General features: G+C 70.0%; 18 protein-coding genes. 16 read left to right on the top strand and 2 right to left on the bottom strand.

Going from position 1 to position 23,616, the window contains the following annotated elements; translation table 11 throughout:
- The first annotated feature begins 286 nt into the window (after positions 1 to 286).
- From AWZ10_RS00295 to AWZ10_RS00270, 6 genes are all read left to right on the top strand, one after another.
- Positions 287 to 2,674, top strand: coding sequence for a SpoIIE family protein phosphatase (locus AWZ10_RS00295; RefSeq protein WP_060890138.1), 2,388 nt, complete (start codon positions 287 to 289; stop codon positions 2,672 to 2,674).
- A gap of 135 nt (positions 2,675 to 2,809) precedes the next feature.
- Positions 2,810 to 3,895, top strand: a complete 1,086-nt coding sequence (locus AWZ10_RS00290) for an S-(hydroxymethyl)mycothiol dehydrogenase (protein ID WP_046706661.1) — start codon at positions 2,810 to 2,812, stop codon at positions 3,893 to 3,895.
- The gene (locus AWZ10_RS00285; RefSeq protein WP_046706660.1) at positions 3,895 to 4,524 is read left to right on the top strand and encodes an MBL fold metallo-hydrolase; all 630 of its coding nucleotides are present in this window, start codon (positions 3,895 to 3,897) and stop codon (positions 4,522 to 4,524) included. Before AWZ10_RS00290 ends, AWZ10_RS00285 begins: the two co-directional genes overlap by 1 nt.
- A gap of 195 nt (positions 4,525 to 4,719) precedes the next feature.
- Positions 4,720 to 5,082: a bifunctional 3-phenylpropionate/cinnamic acid dioxygenase ferredoxin subunit gene (locus tag AWZ10_RS00280; protein WP_037698159.1), complete on the top strand. Its 363-nt coding sequence runs from the start codon at positions 4,720 to 4,722 to the stop codon at positions 5,080 to 5,082.
- Complete coding sequence (locus AWZ10_RS00275) at positions 5,079 to 6,242, top strand: NAD(P)/FAD-dependent oxidoreductase (RefSeq protein ID WP_060890137.1); 1,164 nt, start codon at positions 5,079 to 5,081, stop codon at positions 6,240 to 6,242. Before AWZ10_RS00280 ends, AWZ10_RS00275 begins: the two co-directional genes overlap by 4 nt.
- Before the next feature lie 130 nt (positions 6,243 to 6,372).
- Complete coding sequence (locus tag AWZ10_RS00270; protein ID WP_046706658.1) at positions 6,373 to 7,503, top strand: aromatic ring-hydroxylating oxygenase subunit alpha; 1,131 nt, start codon at positions 6,373 to 6,375, stop codon at positions 7,501 to 7,503.
- Between the two features lie 9 nt (positions 7,504 to 7,512).
- On the opposite strand, the gene AWZ10_RS00265 is transcribed toward AWZ10_RS00270, so the two are convergent.
- Entirely contained in the window at positions 7,513 to 8,259 is a 747-nt protein-coding gene (locus tag AWZ10_RS00265; protein WP_060890139.1) for an IclR family transcriptional regulator, read from the bottom strand.
- A 200-nt stretch (positions 8,260 to 8,459) separates the two neighbouring features.
- On the opposite strand from AWZ10_RS00265, the gene betA reads away from it, so the two are divergent.
- Positions 8,460 to 10,136, top strand: coding sequence for a choline dehydrogenase (gene betA / locus AWZ10_RS00260; protein WP_046706657.1), 1,677 nt, complete (start codon positions 8,460 to 8,462; stop codon positions 10,134 to 10,136).
- 3 nt (positions 10,137 to 10,139) lie between these two features.
- Positions 10,140 to 10,976, top strand: a complete 837-nt coding sequence (locus AWZ10_RS00255) for a methylenetetrahydrofolate reductase (protein ID WP_060890136.1) — start codon at positions 10,140 to 10,142, stop codon at positions 10,974 to 10,976.
- 103 nt (positions 10,977 to 11,079) lie between these two features.
- Here the strand turns inward: AWZ10_RS00255 and purU are convergent, their stop codons facing one another.
- Positions 11,080 to 11,952 (bottom strand): formyltetrahydrofolate deformylase, encoded by an 873-nt coding sequence (gene purU / locus AWZ10_RS00250; RefSeq protein WP_037698147.1) that lies wholly within the window; start codon positions 11,950 to 11,952, stop codon positions 11,080 to 11,082.
- Between the two features lie 218 nt (positions 11,953 to 12,170).
- Between purU and AWZ10_RS00245 the strand changes: the two genes are divergently transcribed.
- The 8 genes from AWZ10_RS00245 to AWZ10_RS00210 form a co-directional block, all read left to right on the top strand.
- A complete protein-coding gene (locus AWZ10_RS00245; protein WP_060890135.1) occupies positions 12,171 to 13,640 on the top strand; it encodes an aldehyde dehydrogenase family protein in 1,470 nt (489 codons plus the stop codon).
- A gap of 20 nt (positions 13,641 to 13,660) precedes the next feature.
- Positions 13,661 to 14,749 (top strand): quaternary amine ABC transporter ATP-binding protein, encoded by a 1,089-nt coding sequence (locus AWZ10_RS00240; protein WP_046706654.1) that lies wholly within the window; start codon positions 13,661 to 13,663, stop codon positions 14,747 to 14,749.
- Positions 14,749 to 16,779, top strand: a complete 2,031-nt coding sequence (locus tag AWZ10_RS00235) for an ABC transporter permease (RefSeq protein ID WP_046706653.1) — start codon at positions 14,749 to 14,751, stop codon at positions 16,777 to 16,779. Before AWZ10_RS00240 ends, AWZ10_RS00235 begins: the two co-directional genes overlap by 1 nt.
- Before the next feature lie 12 nt (positions 16,780 to 16,791).
- Complete coding sequence (locus AWZ10_RS00230; RefSeq protein ID WP_046706652.1) at positions 16,792 to 17,769, top strand: ABC transporter substrate-binding protein; 978 nt, start codon at positions 16,792 to 16,794, stop codon at positions 17,767 to 17,769.
- Positions 17,770 to 18,019: 250 nt separating this feature from the next.
- On the top strand, positions 18,020 to 20,458 hold the full coding sequence (locus tag AWZ10_RS00225; RefSeq protein WP_046706651.1) for a GcvT family protein: 2,439 nt from the start codon (positions 18,020 to 18,022) through the stop codon (positions 20,456 to 20,458).
- 74 nt (positions 20,459 to 20,532) lie between these two features.
- Positions 20,533 to 21,393 (top strand): bifunctional methylenetetrahydrofolate dehydrogenase/methenyltetrahydrofolate cyclohydrolase, encoded by an 861-nt coding sequence (locus AWZ10_RS00220; RefSeq protein WP_046706650.1) that lies wholly within the window; start codon positions 20,533 to 20,535, stop codon positions 21,391 to 21,393.
- A 94-nt stretch (positions 21,394 to 21,487) separates the two neighbouring features.
- Positions 21,488 to 22,720 (top strand): sarcosine oxidase subunit beta family protein, encoded by a 1,233-nt coding sequence (locus tag AWZ10_RS00215; RefSeq protein WP_060890134.1) that lies wholly within the window; start codon positions 21,488 to 21,490, stop codon positions 22,718 to 22,720.
- Positions 22,721 to 22,731: 11 nt separating this feature from the next.
- A partial coding sequence (locus AWZ10_RS00210) for a sarcosine oxidase subunit delta (RefSeq protein ID WP_159058186.1) occupies positions 22,732 to 23,616 on the top strand: 885 nt, incomplete at its 3' end.

Genomic DNA, 23,616 nt, shown 5'->3' with positions numbered 1-23,616 from the left:
GCCCGGCCCCGCCGCCCAGCGCCTCGACCGACACGGCCCCGTGGGCGCACCTGCCCGTCCCTCCTCCCCTCGCGACTCCCGTCACTCCTGCCACTCCCGCCTCACAGGCGCTCGCGGAACCGGGCGCCTGTGAGGCATGTGGCGTGGCAGGGTAGGGGGTCGGGCGTTTCGGTCGGTCGCGCGCCATGCGTGGCATGCCCGGAGCACAATGAACCCTGAAAGCAGTGCCTGCAGTCGATCTGTGAGCCCATGGACGACGGCTCCGGTCGTACGGAGAGAGGGAACGATGGGCGAGCAAGGTGTCGCCTCGGCCGCGGTCGACGCCAGGGGGTTGGTCATCGCATGGAGTGCGGGCGCCCGAAGGGTCCTCGGGTACGAGCACGGGGAGGTGGTCGGCCGCCGGGCGGCCGACCTGCTGGCCGACGTCCTTCCGGCCTCGGCCCGGAGCCGTCTCGCCGAGCCGGCCGACTGGCAGGGCCCCGTACACGCGCGGCATCGGGACGGTCACGGTGTGGAACTGGAGCTGGAGGCGCACCCGCTCCTGGACTCGGCGGGGCAAGCCCAGTGGTTCCTGACGGCCACGGTGCCGGAGCCCGCCGCCCGCCTGCGGAGATGGGCCCTGGACCAGCTACCCGTTCCGATCGCGCTCTTCGACCATGACGGACTCGCGGTGTCCGCGAACTCCGCGATGGAAGGGGTGATGGGCAGGCCGCAGAAGGATCTGCTCGGTCGACGGGTGGGGGAGTCGGTCGACGGAATGCGACGGATCCCGGGCTTCGAGGGACTCGACGACGCGGTGCAGCGCGTACTGCGAACGGGTGAGCCGATGCCGTACGAGGCATGGCTGCGCGCACCGGGCGAGGCCCGTGAGCACGCGTGGCTGGTGTCGCTCAGCCCGCTGAGGGACGGCGGCGGCGAGGTGCGGGGCATGTGCCTGGCCGCGATCGACAGCACGGAGCAGTTCCTGGCCCGCCGGCGTCTGAGCATGCTCAACGAGTCCGGCAACCGGATCGGCTCCACCCTGGACGTGACGCGCACCGCCGAGGAACTCGCCGAGGTGTGCGCGGATCATCTCGCCGACTTCGTCGTCGTGGACCTCCTGGACTCGGTGCTGGCCGGTGAGGAGGCCACGCCCTCTCCCGGCACCGATCCCCTCGTCTTTCGCCGCACCGCCCAGCGGTCCGTGCTGGAGGGCTGCCCCGAAGCCGTGATCCCGGTCGGGAGCAGGCATACCTACGTCGAGGGGTCGCCGCCGGGCCGCGCGCTGACCACCGGCCGGGCCCTGCTGTACGAGGTCGACGAGGCCACCGGGCAGCCCTGGGCGGGCTCACCGGAGCGTGCCCGCAGTATCGAGGTCCACGGCATCCACTCGATGATGGCCGTGCCCCTGCGCGCCCGAGGCATCACCCTCGGCCTGTCGATCCTCTCCCGCCACCGCACGGCCGAGCCCTTCGGCGAGGACGATCTGCTGCTGGCCGAGGAACTCGCCGCCCGCGCCGCGGTCTGCGTCGACAACGCCCGCCGCTACACCCGCGAACGCGCCATCGCCCTCGAACTGCAACGCAGTCTCCTTCCCCACCGCGCACCCCGGCAGGCCGCCGTCGAGGTCGCCTCCCGCTACCAGCCGGCCAGCACACGCGCCGGGATCGGCGGCGACTGGTTCGACGTCATCCCCCTGTCCGGAGCCAGAGTGGGGCTCGTCGTGGGCGATGTCGTCGGCCACGGCGTGCAGGCGTCCGCCACCATGGGCCGGCTCCGCACCGCCGTCCGCACCCTGGCCGACGTGGACCTGGCGCCGGACGAGCTGCTCACCCAGCTGGACGACATCGTCCTGCGCCTGGACTCCGAGCGGACGGCGGACGAGGCCGAGGACGCGGAGAGCCCGGGCGAGATCGGCGCCACCTGCCTGTACGCCGTATACGACCCGGTCTCGCGCCGCTGCTCCATGGCCAGGGCCGGTCACCCGCCACCGGCGCTGATCGGCCCGGACGGCGAGGCCGCCTTCCTCGACCTGCCGATCGGGCCGCCGCTGGGTGTGGGCGGGCTGCCCTTCGAAACCGCGGAGTTCGACGTCCCCGAGGGCAGCGTGTTCGCCTTCTACACCGACGGCCTGGTCCAGGCGCCGGACCGCGACCTGGACGACGGACTCGCACGGCTGCGCCAGGCTCTGTGCGGCACGGGCCGTCCCCTGGAGGAGACCTGTGACGCGGTGCTGCGGAACCTGCTGACGGAGCGGCCCGTCGACGACGTGGCCCTGCTCCTGGCCCGGACCCGGGCACTGGACGCCGACCGGGTCGCCACCTGGGACGTTCCCGCCGACCCCGCGTTCGTCGGCCACGCCCGCAAGCTGGCCTGCGATCAACTGGCCGCCTGGCGGCTGGAGGAGGCCTCCTTCGTCACGGAACTCATCGTCAGTGAGCTGGTCACCAACGCCATCCGCTACGGCGGGTCCCCGATCCAGCTGCGGCTGATCCGTGAGACCACACTGATCTGCGAGGTCTCGGACTCCAGCAGCACCGCTCCGCACATGCGCCGGGCCCGTGCCTTCGACGAGGGCGGCCGTGGCCTCCTGCTCGTCGCCCAGCTCACCCAGCGCTGGGGCAGCCGCCACACCCGCACGGGCAAGACCATCTGGGCCGAGCAGGCTCTCCCCGGCGAGGAGCAGAACGCGTAGACCTCCAGCAGGGCCGACGACGGTGGAACTTCTTGACCCCCGGTCGGCACTCCACGATGCTGTGTTGCGGTAGGTGCGATGCGTACCGTATTAAGCAACTGCAGACTCAGGTCTCGTTACTGCCGAGGAGTGGCCATGGCTCACCAGGTCCGTGCTGTCGTCGCGCGGGGCAAGGGTGCCCCCGTCAGCCTGGAAACGATCATCGTGCCCGACCCCGGCCCGGGGGAGGCCCTGGTGAAGGTCGAGGCCTGCGGGGTCTGCCACACCGATCTGCACTACCGGGAGGGCGGTATCAACGACGAGTTCCCCTTCCTCCTGGGCCACGAGGCGGCCGGCGTCGTGGAGTCGGTGGGGGAGGGGGTCACCGATGTGGCCCCCGGTGACTTCGTCATCCTCAACTGGCGTGCGGTCTGCGGGCAGTGCCGGGCCTGTCTGCGCGGACGCCCGTGGTACTGCTTCAGCACCCACAACGCGAAGCAGAAGATGACCCTGCTGGACGGCACCGAGCTGTCCCCGGCACTGGGTATCGGCGCGTTCGCGGAGAAGACGCTGGTGGCGGCGGGGCAGTGCACGAAGGTCGACCGGGCCGCCTCCGCGGCCACCGCCGGTCTGCTGGGGTGCGGCGTGATGGCCGGCATCGGCGCGGCCATCAACACCGGCAACGTCGGGCGTGGTGACAGCGTGGCCGTCATCGGCTGTGGCGGCGTCGGGGCCGCGGCGGTCGTCGGATCGAACCTGGCGGGCGCGGCGAAGATCATCGCGGTGGACATCGACGACGCCAAGCTGGACACCGCCAGGAAGCTGGGCGCGACCCACACCGTCAACTCGAAGAACGTCGACGCGGTCGAGGCGATCCGCGAGCTGACCGGTGGCTTCGGTGCCGACGTCGTCATCGAGGCGGTGGGCCGCCCGGAGACGTACAAGCAGGCCTTCTACGCCCGCGACCTGGCCGGCACGGTCGTCCTGGTCGGCGTCCCCACCCCGGAGATGAAGCTGGAGCTGCCCCTCCTCGACGTCTTCGGCCGCGGTGGCACGCTGAAGTCCTCCTGGTACGGCGACTGCCTGCCCTCCCGCGACTTCCCGATGCTCATCGACCTGTACCTCCAGGGCCGGCTGGACCTGGACGCCTTCGTCACGGAGACCATCGCGCTGGACGACGTGGAGAAGGCCTTCGAGCGGATGCACGGCGGCGACGTCCTGCGCTCGGTCGTGGTCCTCTGATGGCCGCCCGCATCGAACATCTCGTCACCTCGGGGACGTTCTCACTGGACGGCGGCACCTGGGACGTCGACAACAACGTCTGGATCGTCGGCGACGACGAGGAGGCCGTCGTCATCGACGCCGCGCACGACGCCGGGGCGATCGCCGAAGCCCTCGGCGGGCGCACGTTGCGGGCCATCGTGTGCACGCACGCCCACAACGACCACATCGACGCGGCGCCCGAACTCGCGGCGCGCACCGGGGCGCCGATCCTCCTCCACGCCGACGACCTGCCGCTGTGGAAGCAGACCCATCCCGACCGGGCACCCGACGGCGAACTCACCGACGGCCAGGTCCTCACCGTGGCGGGTGTCGACCTGACCGTGCTGCACACTCCCGGCCACGCTCCCGGGGCGGTCTGTCTGTACGCGCCGGGCCTGACGGCACTCTTCAGCGGCGACACCCTGTTCGCGGGCGGGCCTGGAGCGACGGGAAGGTCGTACAGCGACTTCCCGACCATCGTCGACTCGATCCGCGACCGGCTGCTGACGCTGCCCGGCGACACCGTCGTGCACACCGGACATGGTGACGCGACCACCGTCGGCGCGGAGGCCCCGCATCTCCAGGAGTGGATCGACCGCGGCTTCTGACCGCCCCGCGACAACCTCCGCACGGCGCCCGTACTCCCTGTTTTCGCAGGTGGTGCGGGCGTTTCGGGCTGCCCCGACGACGGCCGGCGGAGCCGCCCGAAGCGGGCCCTTCGACGCCTTGACAAGGGTTCTGGGCGACCTCAAACTGTTGTTGCGCTTACCGCAATCCGTTTCGCTATACGCACCCGAGGTGTCATGATGATTCCCGCGTGCCGTCTCGCAGATCTCCCGCGAGGCGAGGCCATCCGGCTCGACATCGACCCGCCGGTCTCGGTGTTCCACACCGACGACGGTGAGGTGTTCGCCATCGACGACACCTGCACCCACCAGGACGCCTCGCTCGCCGACGGCTGGCTGGAGGGCTGCGAGGTGGAATGCCCGCTGCATGCTTCGAAGTTCGACCTGAGGACGGGCGCCGTCGACTCCCCGCCGGCCAAGCTTCCGGTCCGGACCCACGAGGTCGTCATCGAGGACGGCATGATCCACGTCCGGGTGTCCACGGACGCCCCCAACCTGCCGCCCTGCGTCGCGGCCCGGCTCGCCGGAGGTCCCGCGTGAGGACCGTGGCCGTCGTGGGCGCCTCGTTGGCCGGTCTGTCGGCGGCGCGCTCGCTGCGGAAACAGGGCTACGACGGACGGCTGGTCGTCATCGGCGACGAGTCCCACCGTCCGTACGACAGGCCCCCGCTGTCCAAGGAGTTCCTGGCCGGAGACCTCGGCGAGGCCGACCTCGCCCTGGAGACGGACGGCGAGGACCTGCGGGCCGAGTGGCTGCTCGGAGCCCGCGCCACCGGCCTGGACCGCACCCGGCGTGCGGTCCGGCTCGCCGACGGCAGGGAGATCCAGGCCGACGGCTTCGTCATCGCAACCGGCGCGGCCGCACGCCGGCTGCCCGGTTCCGAGGGCCTGGCCGGCGTCCACGTCCTGCGCACCCTGGACGACGCCCGCGCCCTGCGGGACGAACTGGCCCGGGGCGGACGGCTGGTCGTGATCGGCGGCGGATTCGTCGGCGCCGAGGTGGCCTCCACCGCCCATGCGCTCGGGCTGGAGGTGACGGTCGTCGAAGCGGCACCCACGCCCCTCGCCGCCCCGCTCGGCCAGGCCATGGGCAGCATCGTCTCCGCCCTCCATCTGGACCACGGCGTACGGCTGTTGTGCGGAGTCGGCGTCAAGGGTCTGAGCGGGGAGCGCAAGGTCGAGGCCGTCCTGCTGGAGGACGGCCGCAGCATCCCCGCCGACCTCGTCGTCGTGGGGGTGGGCGCATCCCCGTGCGTCGACTGGCTGGAAGGATCCGGCGTCACGCTCGACAACGGCGTGCAGTGCGGCGCGGACGGCCGCACCAGCCTGGCCGGCGTGGTCGCGGTCGGCGACTGCGCCTCCTGGTACGACCCCCGCGCGGGCCACCATCGCCGCGTCGAACACTGGACCGGCGCACAGGAACGCCCGGCGGCGGCCGTCGCCACCCTGCTGGCCGGGGGAGCGGTGGAACCGGGTGTGCCCCGGCCGCCGTACTTCTGGTCGGACCAGTACGGCGTCAAGATCCAGTTCGCCGGTCACGCGGCCGGCGCCGACAGCGTGACGGTCGAGGAAGGCGCACCCGACGACCGCAACGTCCTGGCGGTCTACCGGCGCGCCGGCCATCCGGTCGCCGTCCTCGGGATGAACCAGCCACGGCTGTTCACCCGTTGGCGCAAGCAGCTCGCCGCCGTGGCCTCCTGACCCGGCACGCGCTCCACCCCACGCTGCGGCCGCCACGGCACGCAGCGTCGCTTCACCCCCACCGCCGTCCGGATTCGCTCTTCCCGGCGCGTGACCGCCCGATCCACGACGTTCCTCGGAGGAGTGCCCTGTGACCTCGACCAGCCTGCCGGACAGCCTGATCGCCACCCTCCCCGGCTCCTCCTACACCGATCCCGCGATCTTCGCCCTGGAACAGGAACGCATCTTCGAGACGATGTGGTTCTGCGCCGCCCGCTCCTCGGACCTGGCGAAGCCCGGTGCTTTCCGCACCGTCGACGTGGGCCGCGAGAGCATCCTGATCACCCGCGCCCGGGACAACTCGATCCGCGCACACTTCAACGTCTGCCGGCACCGCGGGGCCAAGCTCTGCACGGAGGAGAGCGGCGAGGTCAAGCGGGCCTTCCAATGCCCGTACCACGCCTGGACCTACGGCCTGGACGGCAAGCTCGTCGCGGCACCCAACCTCACCAAGATGCCCGACGTCGGCCGCACCGAGTACGGCCTGGTGAGCGTGGCCGTGCGCGAATGGCTCGGCTACGTCTGGGTCTGTCTCGCGGAGAACCCGCCCTCCTTCGAGGAGGACGTGCTGGGCGCGGTCGTCGAGCGGCTCGGCGACGTCGAGTCGATCGAGCGCTACGACATCGACAACCTCTCGGTGGGCAAGCGGATCGTCTACGACGTCAAGGCCAACTGGAAGCTCATCATCGAGAACTTCATGGAGTGCTACCACTGCGCCACCATCCACCCCGAACTCACCGAGGTGCTGCCCGAGTTCGCGGACGGCTACGCGGCCCAGTACTACGTCGGGCACGGCGCCGAGTTCGGTGAGGAGGTCCAGGGCTTCACGGTGGACGGCTCCGAGGGGCTGGACCGCATACCCGGCGTCGCCGAGGACCAGGACCGCCGCTACTACGCGATCACCGTCAGGCCGCAGGTCTTCATCAACCTCGTCCCCGACCATGTGATCTTCCACCGGATGTACCCGGTGGCCGTCGACCGCACGATCGTCGAGTGCGACTGGCTCTACCTCCCGCACGTCGTCGAGAGCGGCAAGGACGTCAGCCGGTCCGTGGAACTCTTCGACCGGGTCAACCGGCAGGACTTCGAGGCGTGCGAGCGGACACAGCCCGGAATGCACTCACGGCTGTATGCCAAGGGCGGTGTACTGGTGCCCAGCGAGCACCACATAGGCGCCTTCCACGACTGGGTGACCGAGCGCCTGGGCGGTGGCTCCCGGTAGCGGGGCAGGTCAGCCCAGGTGGCCCATGCGGTGGCTGATCTCCTCGGCGCCCTTGATCAGCACGGGGGCCAGCTCGCGCATCCGTTCCTCGGTGAACCGGTACGAGGGGCCGGAGGCGGTGAGCGCCGCGATGACCTCGCCCTCCCGGTCGAGCACCGGCGCGGCCATGGCGTGCAGGCCGATCTCCAGCTCCTCCTGGGTCCAGGCGTAACCGGCCTCCCGTACCTCGACGAGGTGCTTCTCCAGCTTCGTCTTCGAGGTGATGGTGTGCGGTGTGACCTTCTTGAGGCCGGCCTCGGCGAGCAGCGCGGCGCGCTGCTTGGCGGGGAGATGGGCCAGCAGGACCTTGCCGCTCGACGTCGCGTGCAACGGGGTGAGCTGGCCGACCCAGTTGTGCGCGGTGACCGCTCCGGGACCGCGCACCTGGTAGAGGTTGACCGCGTAGTGCTCCTGCAGCACGGCGATGTTGACGGTCTCGCCGATCTCCTCGGCCAGGGTCTCGCAGACGGGGCGGCCCTGCTGGGTGATGTCGATGCGTCCCGTCACCGCGCCGGCCAGGCGTACGATGCCGAAGCCGAGGCGGTACTTGCCCCGCTCGCCCGCCTGCTCCACCAGGCCGCGCGCCTCCAGGGCGCCGAGAAGGCGGAAGGCGGTGGACTTGTGAACTTCGATTTCCGCGGCCACTTCGCTGACGCCCGCCTCGCCCCGGTGGGCCAGGATCTCCATCACGCTGATGGCGCGGTCCACGGACTGCACTCCGCCGGCCTGCGAGTTCGAGGTCTCCGTGTCGTTGCTGTAGTTGCTCACAGTGAAACTATACGCGTAGTAAACAACACCATTGCAAGTAACGACGGCGAAACACTGACCTTGCAAGTTGCGTCGTTCGCAACCTAGTGCGTATAGCGCTACTCGACTAGCATGCTCGCGTATCTACGGCGCGAGCGAGACGAGGCACCATGGCTCCCTTGCAATACGACTTCGTCATCGTCGGCGGCGGATCAGCCGGCTGTGCATTGGCGAACAGACTCTCCGCGGACCCGGCGAACCGGGTGCTGGTGCTGGAGGCCGGCCGGTCCGACTACCCGTGGGATGTCTTCATCCAGATGCCCGCGGCGCTGACCTATCCGATCGGCAGCCGGTTCTACGACTGGAAGTACGAGTCCGAGCCCGAGCCACACATGGGCAACCGGCGCGTGTACCACGCCCGCGGCAAGGTGCTGGGCGGTTCCAGCAGCATCAACGGCATGATCTTCCAGCGCGGCAACCCCATGGACTACGAACGCTGGGCGGCCGACGCGGGGATGCAGAACTGGGACTACGCGCACTGTCTGCCGTACTTCCGGCGCATGGAGAACTGTCTCGCGGCCGACCCGGACGACGAGTTCCGCGGCCACGACGGCCCCCTCGTCCTCGAACGGGGCCCCGCGACCAACCCCCTCTTCGGCGCCTTCCTCAAGGCCACCGAGGAGGCGGGCTACGCACCCACGGACGACGTCAACGGCTACCGGCAGGAAGGCTTCGCCAAGTTCGACCGCAACGTCCACCGCGGACGTCGGCTCTCGGCCTCGAAGGCGTACCTCAAGCCCGCCACCAAGCGGCCCAACCTCACCGTGAAGACCCGGGCCCTCGTCACCCGTGTCCTCTTCGAGGGCAAGCGCGCCGTCGGTGTCGAGTACCGGCGCGGGCGTGGCGCCCCCCAGCAGGTCCGCGCCGGGGAAGTGATTCTCAGCGGCGGCGCGATCAACTCCCCGCAGCTGCTGCAGCTCTCCGGCGTCGGCAACGCCGAGGAGTTGAGCGCCCTCGGTATCGACGTCGTCCACGACCTCCCGGGTGTCGGCGAGAACATGCAGGACCACCTGGAGGTCTACGTCCAGTACGCCTGCAAGCAGCCGGTCTCCATGCAGCCGTACATGGCGAAGTGGCGCGCGCCCTTCATCGGGCTGCAGTGGCTCTTCCGCAAGGGCCCGGCCGCCACCAACCACTTCGAGGCCGGCGGGTTCGCCCGCAGCAACGAGGACGTCGAGTACCCCAACCTGATGTTCCACTTCCTGCCGATCGCCGTCCGCTACGACGGCTCCTCGCCGGCCGGCGGCCACGGCTACCAGGTGCACGTGGGACCGATGTACTCCGACGCCATCGGCTCGGTGAAGATCAAGAGCAAGGACCCGCGTGAACACCCCGCGCTGCGGTTCAACTACCTCTCCACCGAGCAGGACCGCCGCGAGTGGGTCGAGGCGATCCGCGTGGCCCGCAAGCTCCTCAGCCAGCCCGCGCTCGCCCCGTACAACGACGGGGAGGTCTCGCCCGGCCCGAAGGTGGAGTCGGACGAGGAGATCCTCGCCTGGGTCGCGAAGGAGGGCGAGACCGCCCTGCACCCGTCCTGCACCTGCAAGATGGGCCCCTCCACCGACGAGATGGCCGTCGTCGACCCGGACAGTCTGCGGGTGCACGGCGTCGAGGGGCTGCGTGTGGTGGACGCGTCGGTGATGCCGTACGTCACCAACGGCAACATCTACGCACCGGTGATGATGATCGCGGAGAAGGCCGCCGACCTGATCCTCGGCAAGGAGCCGCTCGCGCCGTCCAAGGCCGCGTACTACCGCCACCGTGACGCCCAGCAGCAGGCGGGGTAGGGGTTGAGCGCCGCAGGACTCCGGGCGCTGCTGAACGGCGTCCGCTACGAGGTGCTGCCCGCGAAGGCGACCGAGGACAAGGTCCTCGCCCATGTTCCGCGCGACGTCGTCGTCACCGTGACGGCGTCGCCGGTCAAGGGCCTGGAACCCACCCTCGACCTGACCGCCCGGCTTGCGGCGCACGGCCACCGCGTCGTCCCGCACGTGCCCGCGCGGCTGCTGCGGGACGACGCGCACCTCAAGGACGTCGTCGACCGGCTCCGTGAGGCGGGTGTGGACGACGTCTTCGTCCCGGCGGGCGACGCCGACCCGCCGGCCGGGGCCTACGACGGGGCACTGCCGGTGCTCCGCGCCCTGAGTGAGCTGGGGGCGCCCTTCGCGCGCGTCGGTGTCACCGGCTACCCCGAGAGCCATCCGCTCATCCACGACGACGTCACCGTCCAGGCGATGTGGGACAAGCGTGAGCACGCCACGTACATCGTGAGCAACCTGTGCTTCGACCCGCGCGTGCTCGGGGAGTGGATCGCCCGGATACGGCGCCGGGGCATCGCTCTGCCCGTGCACGTCGGTGTCGCCGGCCCCGTACAGCGGGCGAAGCTGCTGTCCATGGCGACGAAGATCGGTGTGGGCGAGTCGACGCGCTTCCTGACGAAGCACCCCTCGTGGTTCCTGCGGTTCGCGACGCCCGGGGGCTATGCGCCGGAGAGACTGCTGACGCGCACCGGGGAGGCGCTCACCGCGCCCGCGTCAGGGGTGGCCGGGCTGCACCTGTTCACGTTCAACCAGATCGCCGAGACGGAGGCGTGGCGCCGCGCGCTGCTGGAGCGCCTCGGCGACTGAAGGCGCCCCGAGGCCGTATACGAAGACCGACGGGCCCGGAGCGACGGAGCGACAAAGGGGCGGAGCCGGAAGTCCGGCTCCGCCCGCAGTCCTGCCGTATCGCTCAGCGGAAGACCACCGTGCGGTTGCCGTCCACCATGACGCGGCTCTCGCTGTGCCACTTCACCGCGTGGGCGAGGACCTGCGCCTCGACGTCCCGGCCGACGGTGACCAGGTCGCCGGGGTCCAGCGAGTGGTCGACCCTGACCACGTCCTGCTCGATGATCTGCCCCTCGTCCAGGTCCGAGGTCACGTAGTGCGCGGTGGCGCCGACGAGCTTCACCCCGCGGTCGTAGGCCTGGTCGTACGGCTTCGCGCCCTTGAAGCTGGGGAGGAAGGAGTGGTGGATGTTGATGGCGCGGCCCTCGAACTGCTTGCACAGGTCGTCGGAGAGGATCTGCATGTAGCGGGCCAGCACCACCAGGTCGATGTCCAGGTCGCGGACCAGCTCCAGCAGACGTGCCTCGCCCTCGGCCTTGGTGTCCCTGGTGACCGGGATGTGGTGGAAGGGAATGCCGTAGGTGTCCGCCAGCCCCTCGAAGTCCCGGTGGTTGGAGACGATCGCGGGGATCTCGATGTTGAGGGTGCCGGTGCGCGAGCGGAAGAGCAGGTCGTTCAGGCAGTGACCGAACCTGGACACCATGATGAGCGTCCGGGTCGGGGTCGACGCCTCGCTCAGGACCCAGGTGATGCCGTACGCCTCGGCCACGGGACCGAAGCGGTAACGCAGAGTTTTCAGGTTCGCGTCCGGGTCGGAGACGTCGAAGTGGACCCTCATGAAGAATCGGCCCTGGCGACGGTCGTCGAACTGCTGGCTCTCCAGGATGTTGCCCGAGTTCCTGACGAGGAAGCCGCTCACCGCGTGGACCAGTCCGGCGCTGTCAGGACAGGAGAGGGTGAGGACGAACTCACGGCCAGGTTGAGGTCGAGGGGACATGATGGCCTCCGTCGGTGCGTATTGCACAACATGGTGAGCGATACGCAACATGGTCGGCTCGGCGCCGCTCGCGGTCAAGAGTGGTCGGGTAAGTGCCCTCATGGTGAAATCGTCATCCGCCAACCCCTTGACGTATGTCTACGGCATTCGCAAAGGTGTTCCACCACAAGCAATTGAATGCACGATGCGCAACGCATTTCAGCTGAAGGGCTTGGCGCGTGGCAGATCTTTATGTGGCTGGGGAATGGCGGGATCCGGTGGCCGGAGGGCGCCGGGAGATCCGCTGTCCCGCTGATGGCACGCTCACCGCGACCGTCTCGGAAGGGACACGTCCCGACACCGAGGCGGCGATCGCCGCGGCCCGCGGCGCCTTCGACGAGGGCCCCTGGCCGCAGACCCCCGAGCGGGAGCGCGGAGCGTTGCTGCTGCGCACCGCCGACATCGTCGAGCGCGACGCCAAGGAGTTCGCCCGCGCCGAATCCCTGGACAGCGGCAAGCGGCTCGTGGAGAGCGAGTACGACATCGCCGACGTCGTCTCCTGCTTCCGGTACTACGGCGGCCTCGGCGGAACCGACGCAGGCCGCGTCATCGACACCGGACGCGACGACGCCGTCAGCCGGGTGATCTACGAGCCCATCGGTGTCTGCGGGCTCATCACTCCCTGGAACTACCCGCTGCTGCAGGCCAGCTGGAAGGTCGCCCCGGCCCTCCTCGCCGGCAACACGATCGTCCTCAAGCCCAGTGAACTCACCCCCTCCACCTCGATCCTGTTGATGAGGGCACTGGAGGAGGCCGGACTCCCGGCCGGCGCCGCCAACCTCGTCCTGGGCACCGGACCCGAGGTGGGCGCCCCCCTCTCCGAGGACCCGCGTGTCGACATGGTCTCCTTCACCGGGGGACTGGAGACCGGCAAACGGATCATGGCTACCGCCGCGGCGACCGTGAAGAAGGTGGCGCTGGAACTCGGCGGCAAGAACCCCAACGTGATCTTCGCCGACGCCGACTTCGAGACGGCCGTGGACTTCGCCCTCACCGCCGTGTTCCTGCACTCGGGCCAGGTCTGCTCGGCCGGTGCCCGCCTGATCGTCGAGGACTCGATCCACGACGCCCTCGTCGACGAGGTGGTCCGCCGCGCACGGCAGATCCGGCTCGGCGGCCCCTTCGACCCCGAGGCCGAGACCGGGGCGCTGATCTCCGCCCAGCACCGGGAGAAGGTCGAGGCGTACGTCGCGGGGGGCCTCGCCGAGGGCGCCGTGCTCCGCTGCGGCGGCGCACGGCCCGACGACCCGGCCCTCGCGGACGGCTACTACTACCCGCCGACCGTCCTCGACGAATGCCGGCAGGACATGCGTGTGGTGCACGAGGAGTCCTTCGGGCCCGTGCTCACCGTGGAGCGCTTCACCGACGAGGACGACGCCGTACGCATCGCCAACGACACCGAGTACGGACTCGCCGGAGCCGTCTGGACGCAGGACGCGGGCAAGGCCCAGCGGGTCGCCCGGCGGCTGCGCCACGGCACGGTGTGGATCAACGACTACCACCCCTATGTGCCGCAGGCGGAATGGGGTGGCTTCGGGCATTCGGGCGTGGGCCGGGAGCTGGGACCGACCGGTCTGAACGAGTACCGAGAGCCCAAACACATCTGGCAGAACATCCAACCCCGGCCGCAACACTGGTTCCGCGGCTGAATGCCGAGAAGAGGTCGATCGTGACCCCAACACAGACCGAGGCGCCGCAGCGGCGCAGCACCCCCGAGGACTCGGACGGTACTCCGGTCATATCCGTGCGCCGGCTGTGGAAGGTGTTCGGGCCGAAGGCCGACCGGGTGCCGGAGTCCGAGGAACTATGCGGTCTCACCCGCCGAGAACTGATGGACCGTACGGGATGCACCGCCGCGGTGCGCGATGTGAACTTCGACGTCCGTAAGGGCGAGGTCTTCGTCGTCATGGGTCTGTCCGGCTCCGGCAAGTCCACGCTGGTGCGATGTCTGACCCGGCTGATCGAACCCACCGCCGGGGAGATCGTCTTCGAGGGCGAGGACATCCGCGAGGCGGACCCCAAACGCCTGCGCGACCTCAGGCGCCGCAAGTTCTCCATGGTCTTCCAGCACTTCGGGCTGCTGCCCCACCGCCGTGTCGTCGACAACGTGTCGTTCGGCCTGGAGATCCGCGGCATGAGCAGGGCCGAGCGCACCAGACGGGCCCTGGAGGTCGTCGAACTCGTCGGTCTCTCCGGCTACGAGAACTCCTACCCCGACCAGCTCTCCGGCGGTATGCAGCAGCGCGTCGGCCTCGCCCGTGCCCTGGCCGGCGACCCGGACGTCCTCTTCTTCGACGAACCCTTCTCGGCACTCGACCCGCTCATCCGCCGCGACATGCAGAACGAGGTCATCCGGCTGCACCACGAGGTCGGCAAGACGATGGTGTTCATCACCCACGACCTCTCCGAGGCCCTCAAGCTCGGCGACCGCATCCTCATCATGCGCGACGGCAAGATGGTCCAGTGCGGCACCGGCGACGAGCTGGTCGGGGCCCCGGCCGACGACTACGTACGCGAGTTCGTCAAGGACGTCCCGCGCGCCGACGTCCTCACCCTGCGGTGGATCATGCGCCCGCTGAACGACGGAGACGCCCTGGACGGCCCCGAGCTGGGCCCGGACGTCGTGGTGCGGGAGGCCACCCGGGCGGTCCTGGCGGCCGACAAGCCGGTCAAGGTCGTCGAGAACGGTGAACTGATCGGCATCGTCGGCGACGAGGAGATCCTCGCGGTGGTCGCCGGGCAGGAAGGCGGCATGTGATGACCGTCGCCGTGGAGAAGCCCGAACAACCGCAGAAGCCGGAACAGCCCCGCAAGACGGACTCCGCGCCCCCGGACGCCACCCCCGCCGCCCGCGTGCGCCAGGTCGGGCGCGGCACGGTCGTGGCCGCGATCCTGATCGCCTGGCTGGTGCTCTTCGCCGTGCTGCGCGGCAAGCAGACCCTCACCCTGGCCGCGGCCGACCTCACGGACCTGCACCGGTGGATCAACGATCTCAACGACTCCATCGGCGCCAACCGGAACTCCAACCCGCTCTTCCTGTACTTCTTCAACGAGATCCGTCTGGTCATCGACACCCTGGTGACCTTCATCCAGGAACTGATCTCCCAGCCCTCCGCGGACCGTCCCCTCCCGCAGATCGGCTGGCTCGGCGTCGTCGGGATCACGGGCTACGTCTCCTGGGCCGTGGGCAACTGGCGGGTGGCGCTGCTCGCCGTGGCCGGCTTCACCTTCTTCGGGCTGCAGGGTCTGTGGCAGGAGAGCATGGACACGCTGGCGCTCACCGTCTCCGCGGTGTTCGTGGCGCTGCTGTTCGCGATCCCGCTGGGCGTGTGGGCGGGGCTGTCCGAGCGGTTCAACCGGGTCGTGACGCCCTTCCTGGACTTCATGCAGACGATGCCGACCTTCGTCTATCTGGCCCCGCTGACCCTGTTCTTCCTCATCGGCGGCGCCTCCGCCACGATCGCCACCGTGATCTACGCGGCGCCGCCCGCGATCCGCATCACCGCGCACGCCATCCGGTCGGTGCCGGAGACCACCGTCGAGGCGGCCGACTCGCTGGGCGCGACACGCTGGCAGGCGCTGCTGAAGGTTCTGCTGCCGATGTCCAAGCGGACCGTGGTGATGGGCGTCAACCAGTCGATCATGGCCGCCCTGGCCATGGTGACCATCGCCGCCCTGATCGACGCGCCCGGCCTCGGCAAGACCGTCCTGCAGGCCCTGCAGTCGCTCGACGTGGGCACGGCCTTCAACGCGGGACTCGCCATCGTCGTCATGGCGATCGTCCTCGACCGGGTCACCACCGCCGCCAGCGTGCGCCAGGAGGCGGCCCGGCGCTCGGACGGCCGGTTCGCCGCCTGGCGGCGGCCGCTGCTGGCCGTCGGCGGCGTGGTCACGGCCGTCCTCGTCTACATGTCGCACACCTACGTGTGGGCCGCCGAGTTCCCCGGCGAGGGCGGCGTCGGCTCCTCCGTCGCGAGCGCGGCGGACACCACGACCACCTGGGTGCAGGACAGCCTCTCCGGCCTCACCAACGCCTTCCGCGACGCCATCACCAACGGCCTCCTCAACCCGTTCCAGTCGCTCCTCACCGACTCCCCGTGGTGGCTCGTCGCAGCGGTGCTCATCGGGCTCGGCACGGTGCTCGGAGGCTGGCGCGCCGGCGTCACCACGGCCGTGTGCGTGGGCCTGCTGCTCGGCACGGGCCTGTGGTCGGACAGCATGACCACGCTGGCGTCGACCCTCGTCGCGACGGTGCTGGTGATGGTGCTCGGCATGGCCTTCGGCGTGTGGATGGGGCGCAGCGCGCTCGTGGACCGGATACTGCGGCCCACCCTGGACGCGGCGCAGGTCATGCCGCCGTTCGTCTATCTCGTGCCGTTCCTCGCGCTGTTCGGCGCGACCCGCTTCACGGCCATCGTCGCCGCGATCGTCTACGCCGCCCCGGTCGCCATCAAGATCATCGCGGACGGGGTGCGGGCCGTGCCCGCGGCCACCGTCGAGGCGGCCACCTCTGCCGGGTGCAACACCTGGCAGATCATCACCAAGGTTCAACTGCCCATGTCGCGCAGTGCGCTGACGCTCGCCACCAACCAGGGCCTGATCTATGTACTGTCGATGGTCGTGGTGGGCGGCCTGGTGGGAGCGGGCGCTCTCGGCTACGACGTCGTGGCCGGATTCTCCCAGGGGCAGCTGTACGGGAAGGGACTCGCGGCAGGGCTCGCGATCGTCCTTCTCGGAGTCATGTTCGACCGGATCACTCAGGCCGCGGCGCGGCGCGTAAGCGCATAAGGAGCACTGACCATGGCAACACGGATACGACAGTGGAGAGCCGGCGTGGCCGGACTGGCCGTTCTCGGCCTCGCCCTCACCGCCTGCGGCGGTGCGAAGGTCGGTGAGAGTTCCTCGGGCTCCGACAGCTCGGGAGACTCCGGCAAGTGCGGCACCTTCAACCTCGCCGTCAACCCGTGGGTCGGCTACGAGGCGAACGCGGCGGTCGTCGCGTACGTCGCGGAGCACGACCTCGGCTGCAAGGTCACCAAGAAGGACCTGAAGGAGGAGATCGCCTGGCAGGGCTTCGGGACGGGCGAGGTCGACGCCGTCATCGAGAACTGGGGCCACGACGATCTGAAGAAGAAGTACATCACCGACCAGAAGACCGCCGTCGAGGCAGGCGCGACCGGAAACAAAGGCCTGATCGGCTGGTACGTGCCGCCGTGGCTGGCGAAGGAACACCCCGACATCACCGACTGGAACAACCTCGACAAGTACGCCGACAAGTTCAAGACCTCGGAGTCGGGCGGCAAGGGCCAGCTCCTCGACGGCGACCCGTCGTTCGTCACCAACGACGAGGCCCTCGTCAAGAACCTGAAGCTGGACTTCAAGGTGGTGTACGCGGGCAGCGAGACCGCGCTCATCCAGGCCTTCCGCAAGGCCGAGAAGAACAAGGAATGGGTGATCGGCTACTTCTACGAGCCCCAGTGGTTCATGGCCGAGGTGCCCCTGGTCAAGGTCAAGCTGCCGGAGTACAAGACGGGCTGTGACGCCGACGCGGAGAAGGTCGCCTGCGACTACCCCGTCTACGAGCTCGACAAGATCGTCAGCACGAAGTTCGCCGGGTCCGGCAGTCCGGCCTATGACCTGGTCAAGAACTTCACCTGGACCAACGACGACCAGAACACCGTCGCCAAGTACATCGCCGTGGACAAGATGACGCCCGAGGCGGCGGCCGAGAAGTGGGTCGACGCCAACCGCGACAAGGTCGAGGCCTGGATCAAGTAACCCGGGGCGGGAACCGGTTGAACATGCCCGGTGGGCGGCGTGCACGGATGTGCGCCGCCCACCGGGCATCGCCGTGTTCCGGGCCGTTTCGAGGACCCGGTCCGGTGTCGTGTTCGGTGGCGTTCTCCTCGGGTCACGGACCTCTTGACACCCCCTCCCCGAGACAGGCACATTGAGTTGCGCAACCTGAACCATGTTGCGCAGACAGCAACTGAACCGGCTGGACTAGTTTTCCATCGGAGGTGCGGCGATGGCGGGACCCCGAGTGGTCATCATCGGAGCGGGAGTCGTTGGCGCGGCCCTCGCGGACGAGATCTCCGCGCGCGGCTGGACCGAAGTGACCGTGGTCGACCAGGGCCCGCTCCCCGCCACCGGGGGCTCCTCGTCACACGCCCCGGGCCTGGTCTTCCAGACCAACCCGTCCAAGACCATGACCGAGCTGGCGCGCTACACCGTCGAGAAGTTCTGCTCCCTCGACGTCGACGGCGAGCCCTGCTTCCTACAGGTCGGCGGCCTCGAAGTGGCCACGACCCCCGAGCGCCTGACCGAACTGCACCGCCGTCACGGCTGGATCACCGCCTGGGGCATCGAGGCCCGTCTGCTGAGCGCAGACGAGTGCGTCGAGCAGCACCCGCTGGTGAACCGCGACAGGGTCCTCGGCGGCCTCCTGGTACCGACGGACGGCCTCGCCAAGGCCGTTCTCGCCGTCGAGGCGCAGATCCGCCGGGCCACCGAGCGCGGCGTGACCTTCCTCGCCCGCCATGAAGTCCTGGACGTACTCCGGGCCGACGGCGAAGTGACCGGCGTCCGCACCGACCAGGGCGATCTGGAAGCCGACATCGTCGTGTGCTGCGCCGGCATCTGGGGCCCGAAGATCGCCCGCATGGTCGGCATGAACCTTCCGCTCACCCCGCTCGCCCACCAGCTCGCCTGGACCGGCCCGGTACCGGCGCTGGCCGGCCAGAGGGAGGAGGCGGTGCGGCCGATCCTGCGCCACCAGGACGCCGACCTCTACTACCGCGACCGCTTCGACGCCATCGGCATCGGCTACTACGGCCACCGCCCGATGCCCATCTCCGCCGACGACATCCTGTCCGTGGACGAGGCCGACGAGATGCCGTCGGTCATGAAGTTCACCGAGGAGGACTTCGCCGACGCCTGGACCGAGACGCAGTCCCTGCTGCCCGCGACGGCGGAGGCCAAGGTCGAGGAGGGCATCAACGGCCTGTTCTCCTTCACCACCGACGGCTACCCGCTCCTCGGCGAATCCCCGGACGTCAAGGGCTTCTGGGTCGCGGAGGCCGTCTGGGTCACGCACTCGGCGGGCGTGGGCCGGGCCGTCGCCGAATGGCTGGTCGACGGCTACTGCTCCTCCTTCGACCTGCACGAGTGCGACGTCAACCGCTTCGAGCCGCACCAGCTCTCCCCGGAATACGTCCTGGCCCGCGACTGCCAGAACTTCGTCGAGGTCTACGACATCCTCCACCCCCTCCAGCCCTCCGGGAAGCCCCGCCCGATCCGCACCAGCCCCTTCCACGCCCGCCAGCAGGAGCACGGCGCCGTCTTCCTGGAGGCGAACGGCTGGGAGCGCCCGCAGTGGTACGAGGCGAACGCCGCACTGGTCGAGGGCCGCAACATCCCCACCCCGAACGACTGGGCCGCGCAGTACTGGTCGCCCATCGTCGGCGCCGAGGCCCAGGCCACCCGCGAGACCGTCGCGATGTACGACATGACGGCCCTCAAGCGCCTGGAGGTCACCGGCCCCGGCGCCGCGGACTTCCTGGAGCGGCTGGTCACGAGCAAGGTCGCCAAGTCCGTCGGCTCGGTGACGTACACGCTGCTGCTGGACCACGACGGCGGCATCCGCAGTGACATCACGGTCGCCCGCCTCGCCCGCGACGTCTTCCAGGTCGGCGCCAACGGCAACCTCGACCTCGACTGGTTCACCCGGCACCTCCCCGCCGACGGCACGGTCCAGGTCCGCGACATCACCCCCGGCACCTGCTGCATCGGCCTGTGGGGCCCGCTGGCCCGCAAGGTCCTCCAGCCGCTGACGGACGAGGACTTCTCGGGCGACGGCCTGAAGTACTTCCGCGCCAAGCGCGCCCACATCGGCTCCGTCCCCGTCACGGCCATGCGGCTGTCGTACGTCGGTGAACTCGGCTGGGAGCTGTACACCACGGCCGACCTGGGGCAGAAGCTGTGGGACACGCTCTGGGCCGCCGCCCGGCCGCTCGGCGGCGTCATCGCCGGCCGCGGCGCCTTCAACAGCCTCCGCCTGGAGAAGGGCTACCGCTCCTTCGGCACCGACATGACGTACGAGCACGATCCGTACGAGGCCGGCGTGGGCTTCGCCGTCAAGCTCGACAAGGACGACTTCATCGGCAAGGCCGCGCTGGAGCGCCGCAAGGCCGACGTGCGGCGGAAGCTGACGTGTCTCACCATCGACGACCCGCAGGCGGTCGTCATGGGCAAGGAGCCGGTGTACGACGGCGACCGGGGCGTCGGCTACGTCACGAGCGCGGCGTACGGCTACACGATCGGCAAGGGGATCGCCTACGCGTGGCTGCCGGTGGAGCTCGCGGTGCCCGGGACCGCGTTGCACATCGGGTACTTCGACCGGCGCGTCGAGGCCGTGGTGGCCGAGGAGCCGTTGTTCGACCCGACCATGTCCCGTCTTCGTGGGTGAGGGGTTCGAAGAGGGTGGGGCGTCGAGCGAGTGCAGGTGCGTCGTGGCTCGGGTTCTTGGAAGGAGTGCCGTCGGTGAGCGCACAGTTGCTTGATGGGAAGGCTACGGCAGCCGTTATTCGTCGTGAACTTGCCGAGCGTGTCGCCAAGTTGACCGCCGCGGGTGGGCCTCCGCCCGGGCTCGGCACCGTTCTCGTCGGTGACGATCCCGGTAGTCGGGCCTACGTCGGTGGCAAGCATCGGGACTGCGCTCAGGTGGGGATCGCCTCACTGCGCCGGGAGCTTCCCGCCGACGCGACTCAGCGGCAGGTCGAGGACGTCATCGACGAGCTGAACGCCGATCCGGCCTGCACCGGCTACATCGTGCAGTTGCCGCTCCCGCGCCACCTGGACGCGGGCGCCGTCCTGGAGCGCATGGACCCGGCCAAGGACGCCGACGGACTGCACCCGGTCAGTCTCGGCCGGCTCGTCCTCGGCGAAGCGGCCCCGTTGCCGTGCACCCCGCGCGGCATCGTCGAACTGCTCCGCCGGTACGAGGTGCCCCTCGCCGGGGCGCGGGTCTGCGTGATCGGACGGGGCATCACCGTGGGACGGCCCCTCGGCCTGCTCCTCACCCGCAGGTCCGAGAACGCCACCGTCACCCTCTGCCACACCGGAACCACGGGCCTGGCCTGGCACGTACGCGAGGCGGACATCGTCGTCGCGGCGGCCGGCTCACCCGGACTGATCACCAAGGAGATGCTGCGCCCCGGCGCGGCCGTCCTGGACGTCGGTATCACCCGCACCGACCAGGGGCTGGTCGGCGATGTGCACCCGGACGCGGCCCAGGTCGCCGGATGGCTCGCGCCGATGCCCGGGGGAGTGGGACCGATGACGCGGGCGATGCTCCTCGCCAACGTCGTCGAGGCCGCCGAGAGGAACGCGAACCCCGTATGAACGCGCACGCCCGTAGGGACGCGACCGCCTGCATGAACGCGTCGGGCCCCGACCGCCCGCTCTGTCCGCACCTCTCACACGACGGAGACGTCCGATGAGCCCCAGTACCCCTGGCGCCGAGCTGCCCGAACACCCCGACTGGCTGTGGCGCACGCCGGAGCCGAAGCGTTCGTACGACGTGATCGTCGTCGGCGGCGGCGGACACGGCCTCGCCACCGCCCACTACCTCGCGAAGAACCACGGCATCACCAACGTGGCCGTGCTGGAGAAGGGCTGGCTGGCGGGCGGCAACATGGCCCGCAACACCACCATCATCCGCTCCAACTACCTGTGGGACGAGAGCGCCGGCATCTACGAGCACGCGCTCAAGCTGTGGGAGGGCCTGGCCGAGGAGCTCGACTACCCGATCCTCTTCTCCCAGCGCGGTGTGCTGAACCTGGCGCACAGCCTGCAGGACGTCCGCGACAGTGTGCGGCGGGTGGAGGCCAACCGACTCAACGGCGTCGACGCGGAATGGCTCGACGCCGACGGGGTCAAGGAAGTCTGCCCGATCGTCAACATCTCCCCGGACGTGCGCTACCCGGTCCTGGGCGCCACCTACCAGCCGCGCGCGGGCATCGCCAAGCACGACCACGTGGCCTGGGGCCTGGCCCGCTCGGCGGACGCCGCGGGCATCGACATCATCCAGAACTGCGAGGTCACCGGTCTGGACGTGGTCGGCGGCCGGGTGGTCGGCGTGCAGACGACGCTCGGCCCGATCGCGGCCGGCAAGGTCGCACTCTGCTCGGCGGGTCACACCTCGGTCCTGGCCGCCATGGCCGGCATCGAACTCCCTCTCCAGAGCCACCCGTTGCAGGCTCTGGTCTCCGAGCTGCTGGAGCCGGTCCACCCGACGGTCGTCATGTCCAACGCGGTCCATGTGTACGTCAGCCAGGCACACAAGGGCGAGCTGGTCATGGGCGCGGGCATCGACGCGTACAACTCCTACACGCAGCGCGGCGCGTTCCACATCATCGAGGAGCAGATGTCCGCGGCCCTGGAACTCTTCCCGGTCTTCGCCCGCGCCCACGTCCTGCGCACCTGGGGCGGCATCGTCGATGTCAGCCCCGACGCCTCCCCGATCATCGGCCTCACCCCGGTCGACAACCTCTACCTCAACTGCGGCTGGGGAACGGGCGGCTTCAAGGCCACCCCGGGTGTCGGCTGGGTCTACGCCCACACCATCGCCCACGACACCCCCCACCCCCTCAACGCCCCCTTCTCGCTCGACCGTTTCACCACCGGCGCGCTCGTCGACGAGCACGGCGCGGCCGCGGTGGCCCACTAGGGAGCCCAACCATGCTGCTCATCACCTGCCCGTGGTGCGGGCCCCGCGACGAGGCCGAGTTCCACTACGGCGGCCAGGCACACGTGCCCTACCCCGAGACCCCGTCGGCCCTCACCGACGAGGAGTGGGCCCGCTACCTCTTCTTCCGGGACAACACCAAGGGTCCGTTCGCCGAACGCTGGAGCCACGCGGCGGGCTGCCGCAAGTGGTTCAACGCGGTACGGGACACGTCGACGAACGAGATCCTGGCGGTCTACCGGGCCGGGGAACCCCGTCCGGCCACGGAGGACCTGCGGCGTGCGGCGATCTCGCATGCCCGCGGGGCCTCCGCAGCGCCTCCGGCGAGCTCTGCGCCACGTCCGGTCACCTCTCGGCCGAGCCCGGCACAACCGGCCCGCCCGGCGCGTGAGGACGAGGCCGTTCAGGCCGAAGAGGGATCCTCCGGGGGCGCGGCCCCCAGGGAGGGGACGGGTAGCGGCGGAGGGGGCGCCGCATCCGTCAGCGGCTCTGCCGCGGGCCAGCCCTTCCGCCATCTCACCCGGGGTCGAATCGACCGCGCCACCCCCCTCACCTTCACCTTCGACGGCACCGAATACCAGGGCTACCAGGGCGACACCCTCGCCTCCGCCCTCCTCGCAGGCGGCGTCGTCCAGACCGGCACCAGCATCAAACTCGGCCGCCCCCGGGGCATCTTCTCGGCCGGCGTCGAGGAACCCAACGCGGTCATCCAGATCGAGGCCCCCTTCCCGGAGCCGATGCTCCCCGCGACGACCGTCGAGCTGTACGACGGCCTCGTGGCGAGCAGCCTCCCCGGCCAGGGCCGCCTGGCCACCGAGCCCGACCCGGCCCGCTACGACGCCGTCCACGCCCACTGCGACCTGCTGGTCGTCGGCGCG

This window comes from Streptomyces europaeiscabiei, assembly GCF_001550375.1.
Classification (GTDB): domain Bacteria; phylum Actinomycetota; class Actinomycetes; order Streptomycetales; family Streptomycetaceae; genus Streptomyces; species Streptomyces europaeiscabiei.
Note: the sequence above shows the minus strand (reverse complement) of the source record. Positions and strands in the feature narration are given on the sequence as shown.

What these genes read in the sequence shown, in the direction of transcription:
- AWZ10_RS00295 (WP_060890138.1), top strand. Translation starts at nt 287, where the DNA reads ATGGGCGAGCAAGGTGTCGCCTCGGCCGCGGTCGACGCCAGGGGGTTG.
- AWZ10_RS00290 (WP_046706661.1), top strand. Translation starts at nt 2,810, where the DNA reads ATGGCTCACCAGGTCCGTGCTGTCGTCGCGCGGGGCAAGGGTGCCCCC.
- AWZ10_RS00285 (WP_046706660.1), top strand. Translation starts at nt 3,895, where the DNA reads ATGGCCGCCCGCATCGAACATCTCGTCACCTCGGGGACGTTCTCACTG.
- AWZ10_RS00280 (WP_037698159.1), top strand. Translation starts at nt 4,720, where the DNA reads ATGATGATTCCCGCGTGCCGTCTCGCAGATCTCCCGCGAGGCGAGGCC.
- betA (WP_046706657.1), top strand. Translation starts at nt 8,460, where the DNA reads ATGGCTCCCTTGCAATACGACTTCGTCATCGTCGGCGGCGGATCAGCC.
- purU (WP_037698147.1), bottom strand. Translation starts at nt 11,952, where the DNA reads ATGTCCCCTCGACCTCAACCTGGCCGTGAGTTCGTCCTCACCCTCTCC.
- AWZ10_RS00235 (WP_046706653.1), top strand. Translation starts at nt 14,749, where the DNA reads ATGACCGTCGCCGTGGAGAAGCCCGAACAACCGCAGAAGCCGGAACAG.
- AWZ10_RS00230 (WP_046706652.1), top strand. Translation starts at nt 16,792, where the DNA reads ATGGCAACACGGATACGACAGTGGAGAGCCGGCGTGGCCGGACTGGCC.
- AWZ10_RS00225 (WP_046706651.1), top strand. Translation starts at nt 18,020, where the DNA reads ATGGCGGGACCCCGAGTGGTCATCATCGGAGCGGGAGTCGTTGGCGCG.
- AWZ10_RS00215 (WP_060890134.1), top strand. Translation starts at nt 21,488, where the DNA reads ATGAGCCCCAGTACCCCTGGCGCCGAGCTGCCCGAACACCCCGACTGG.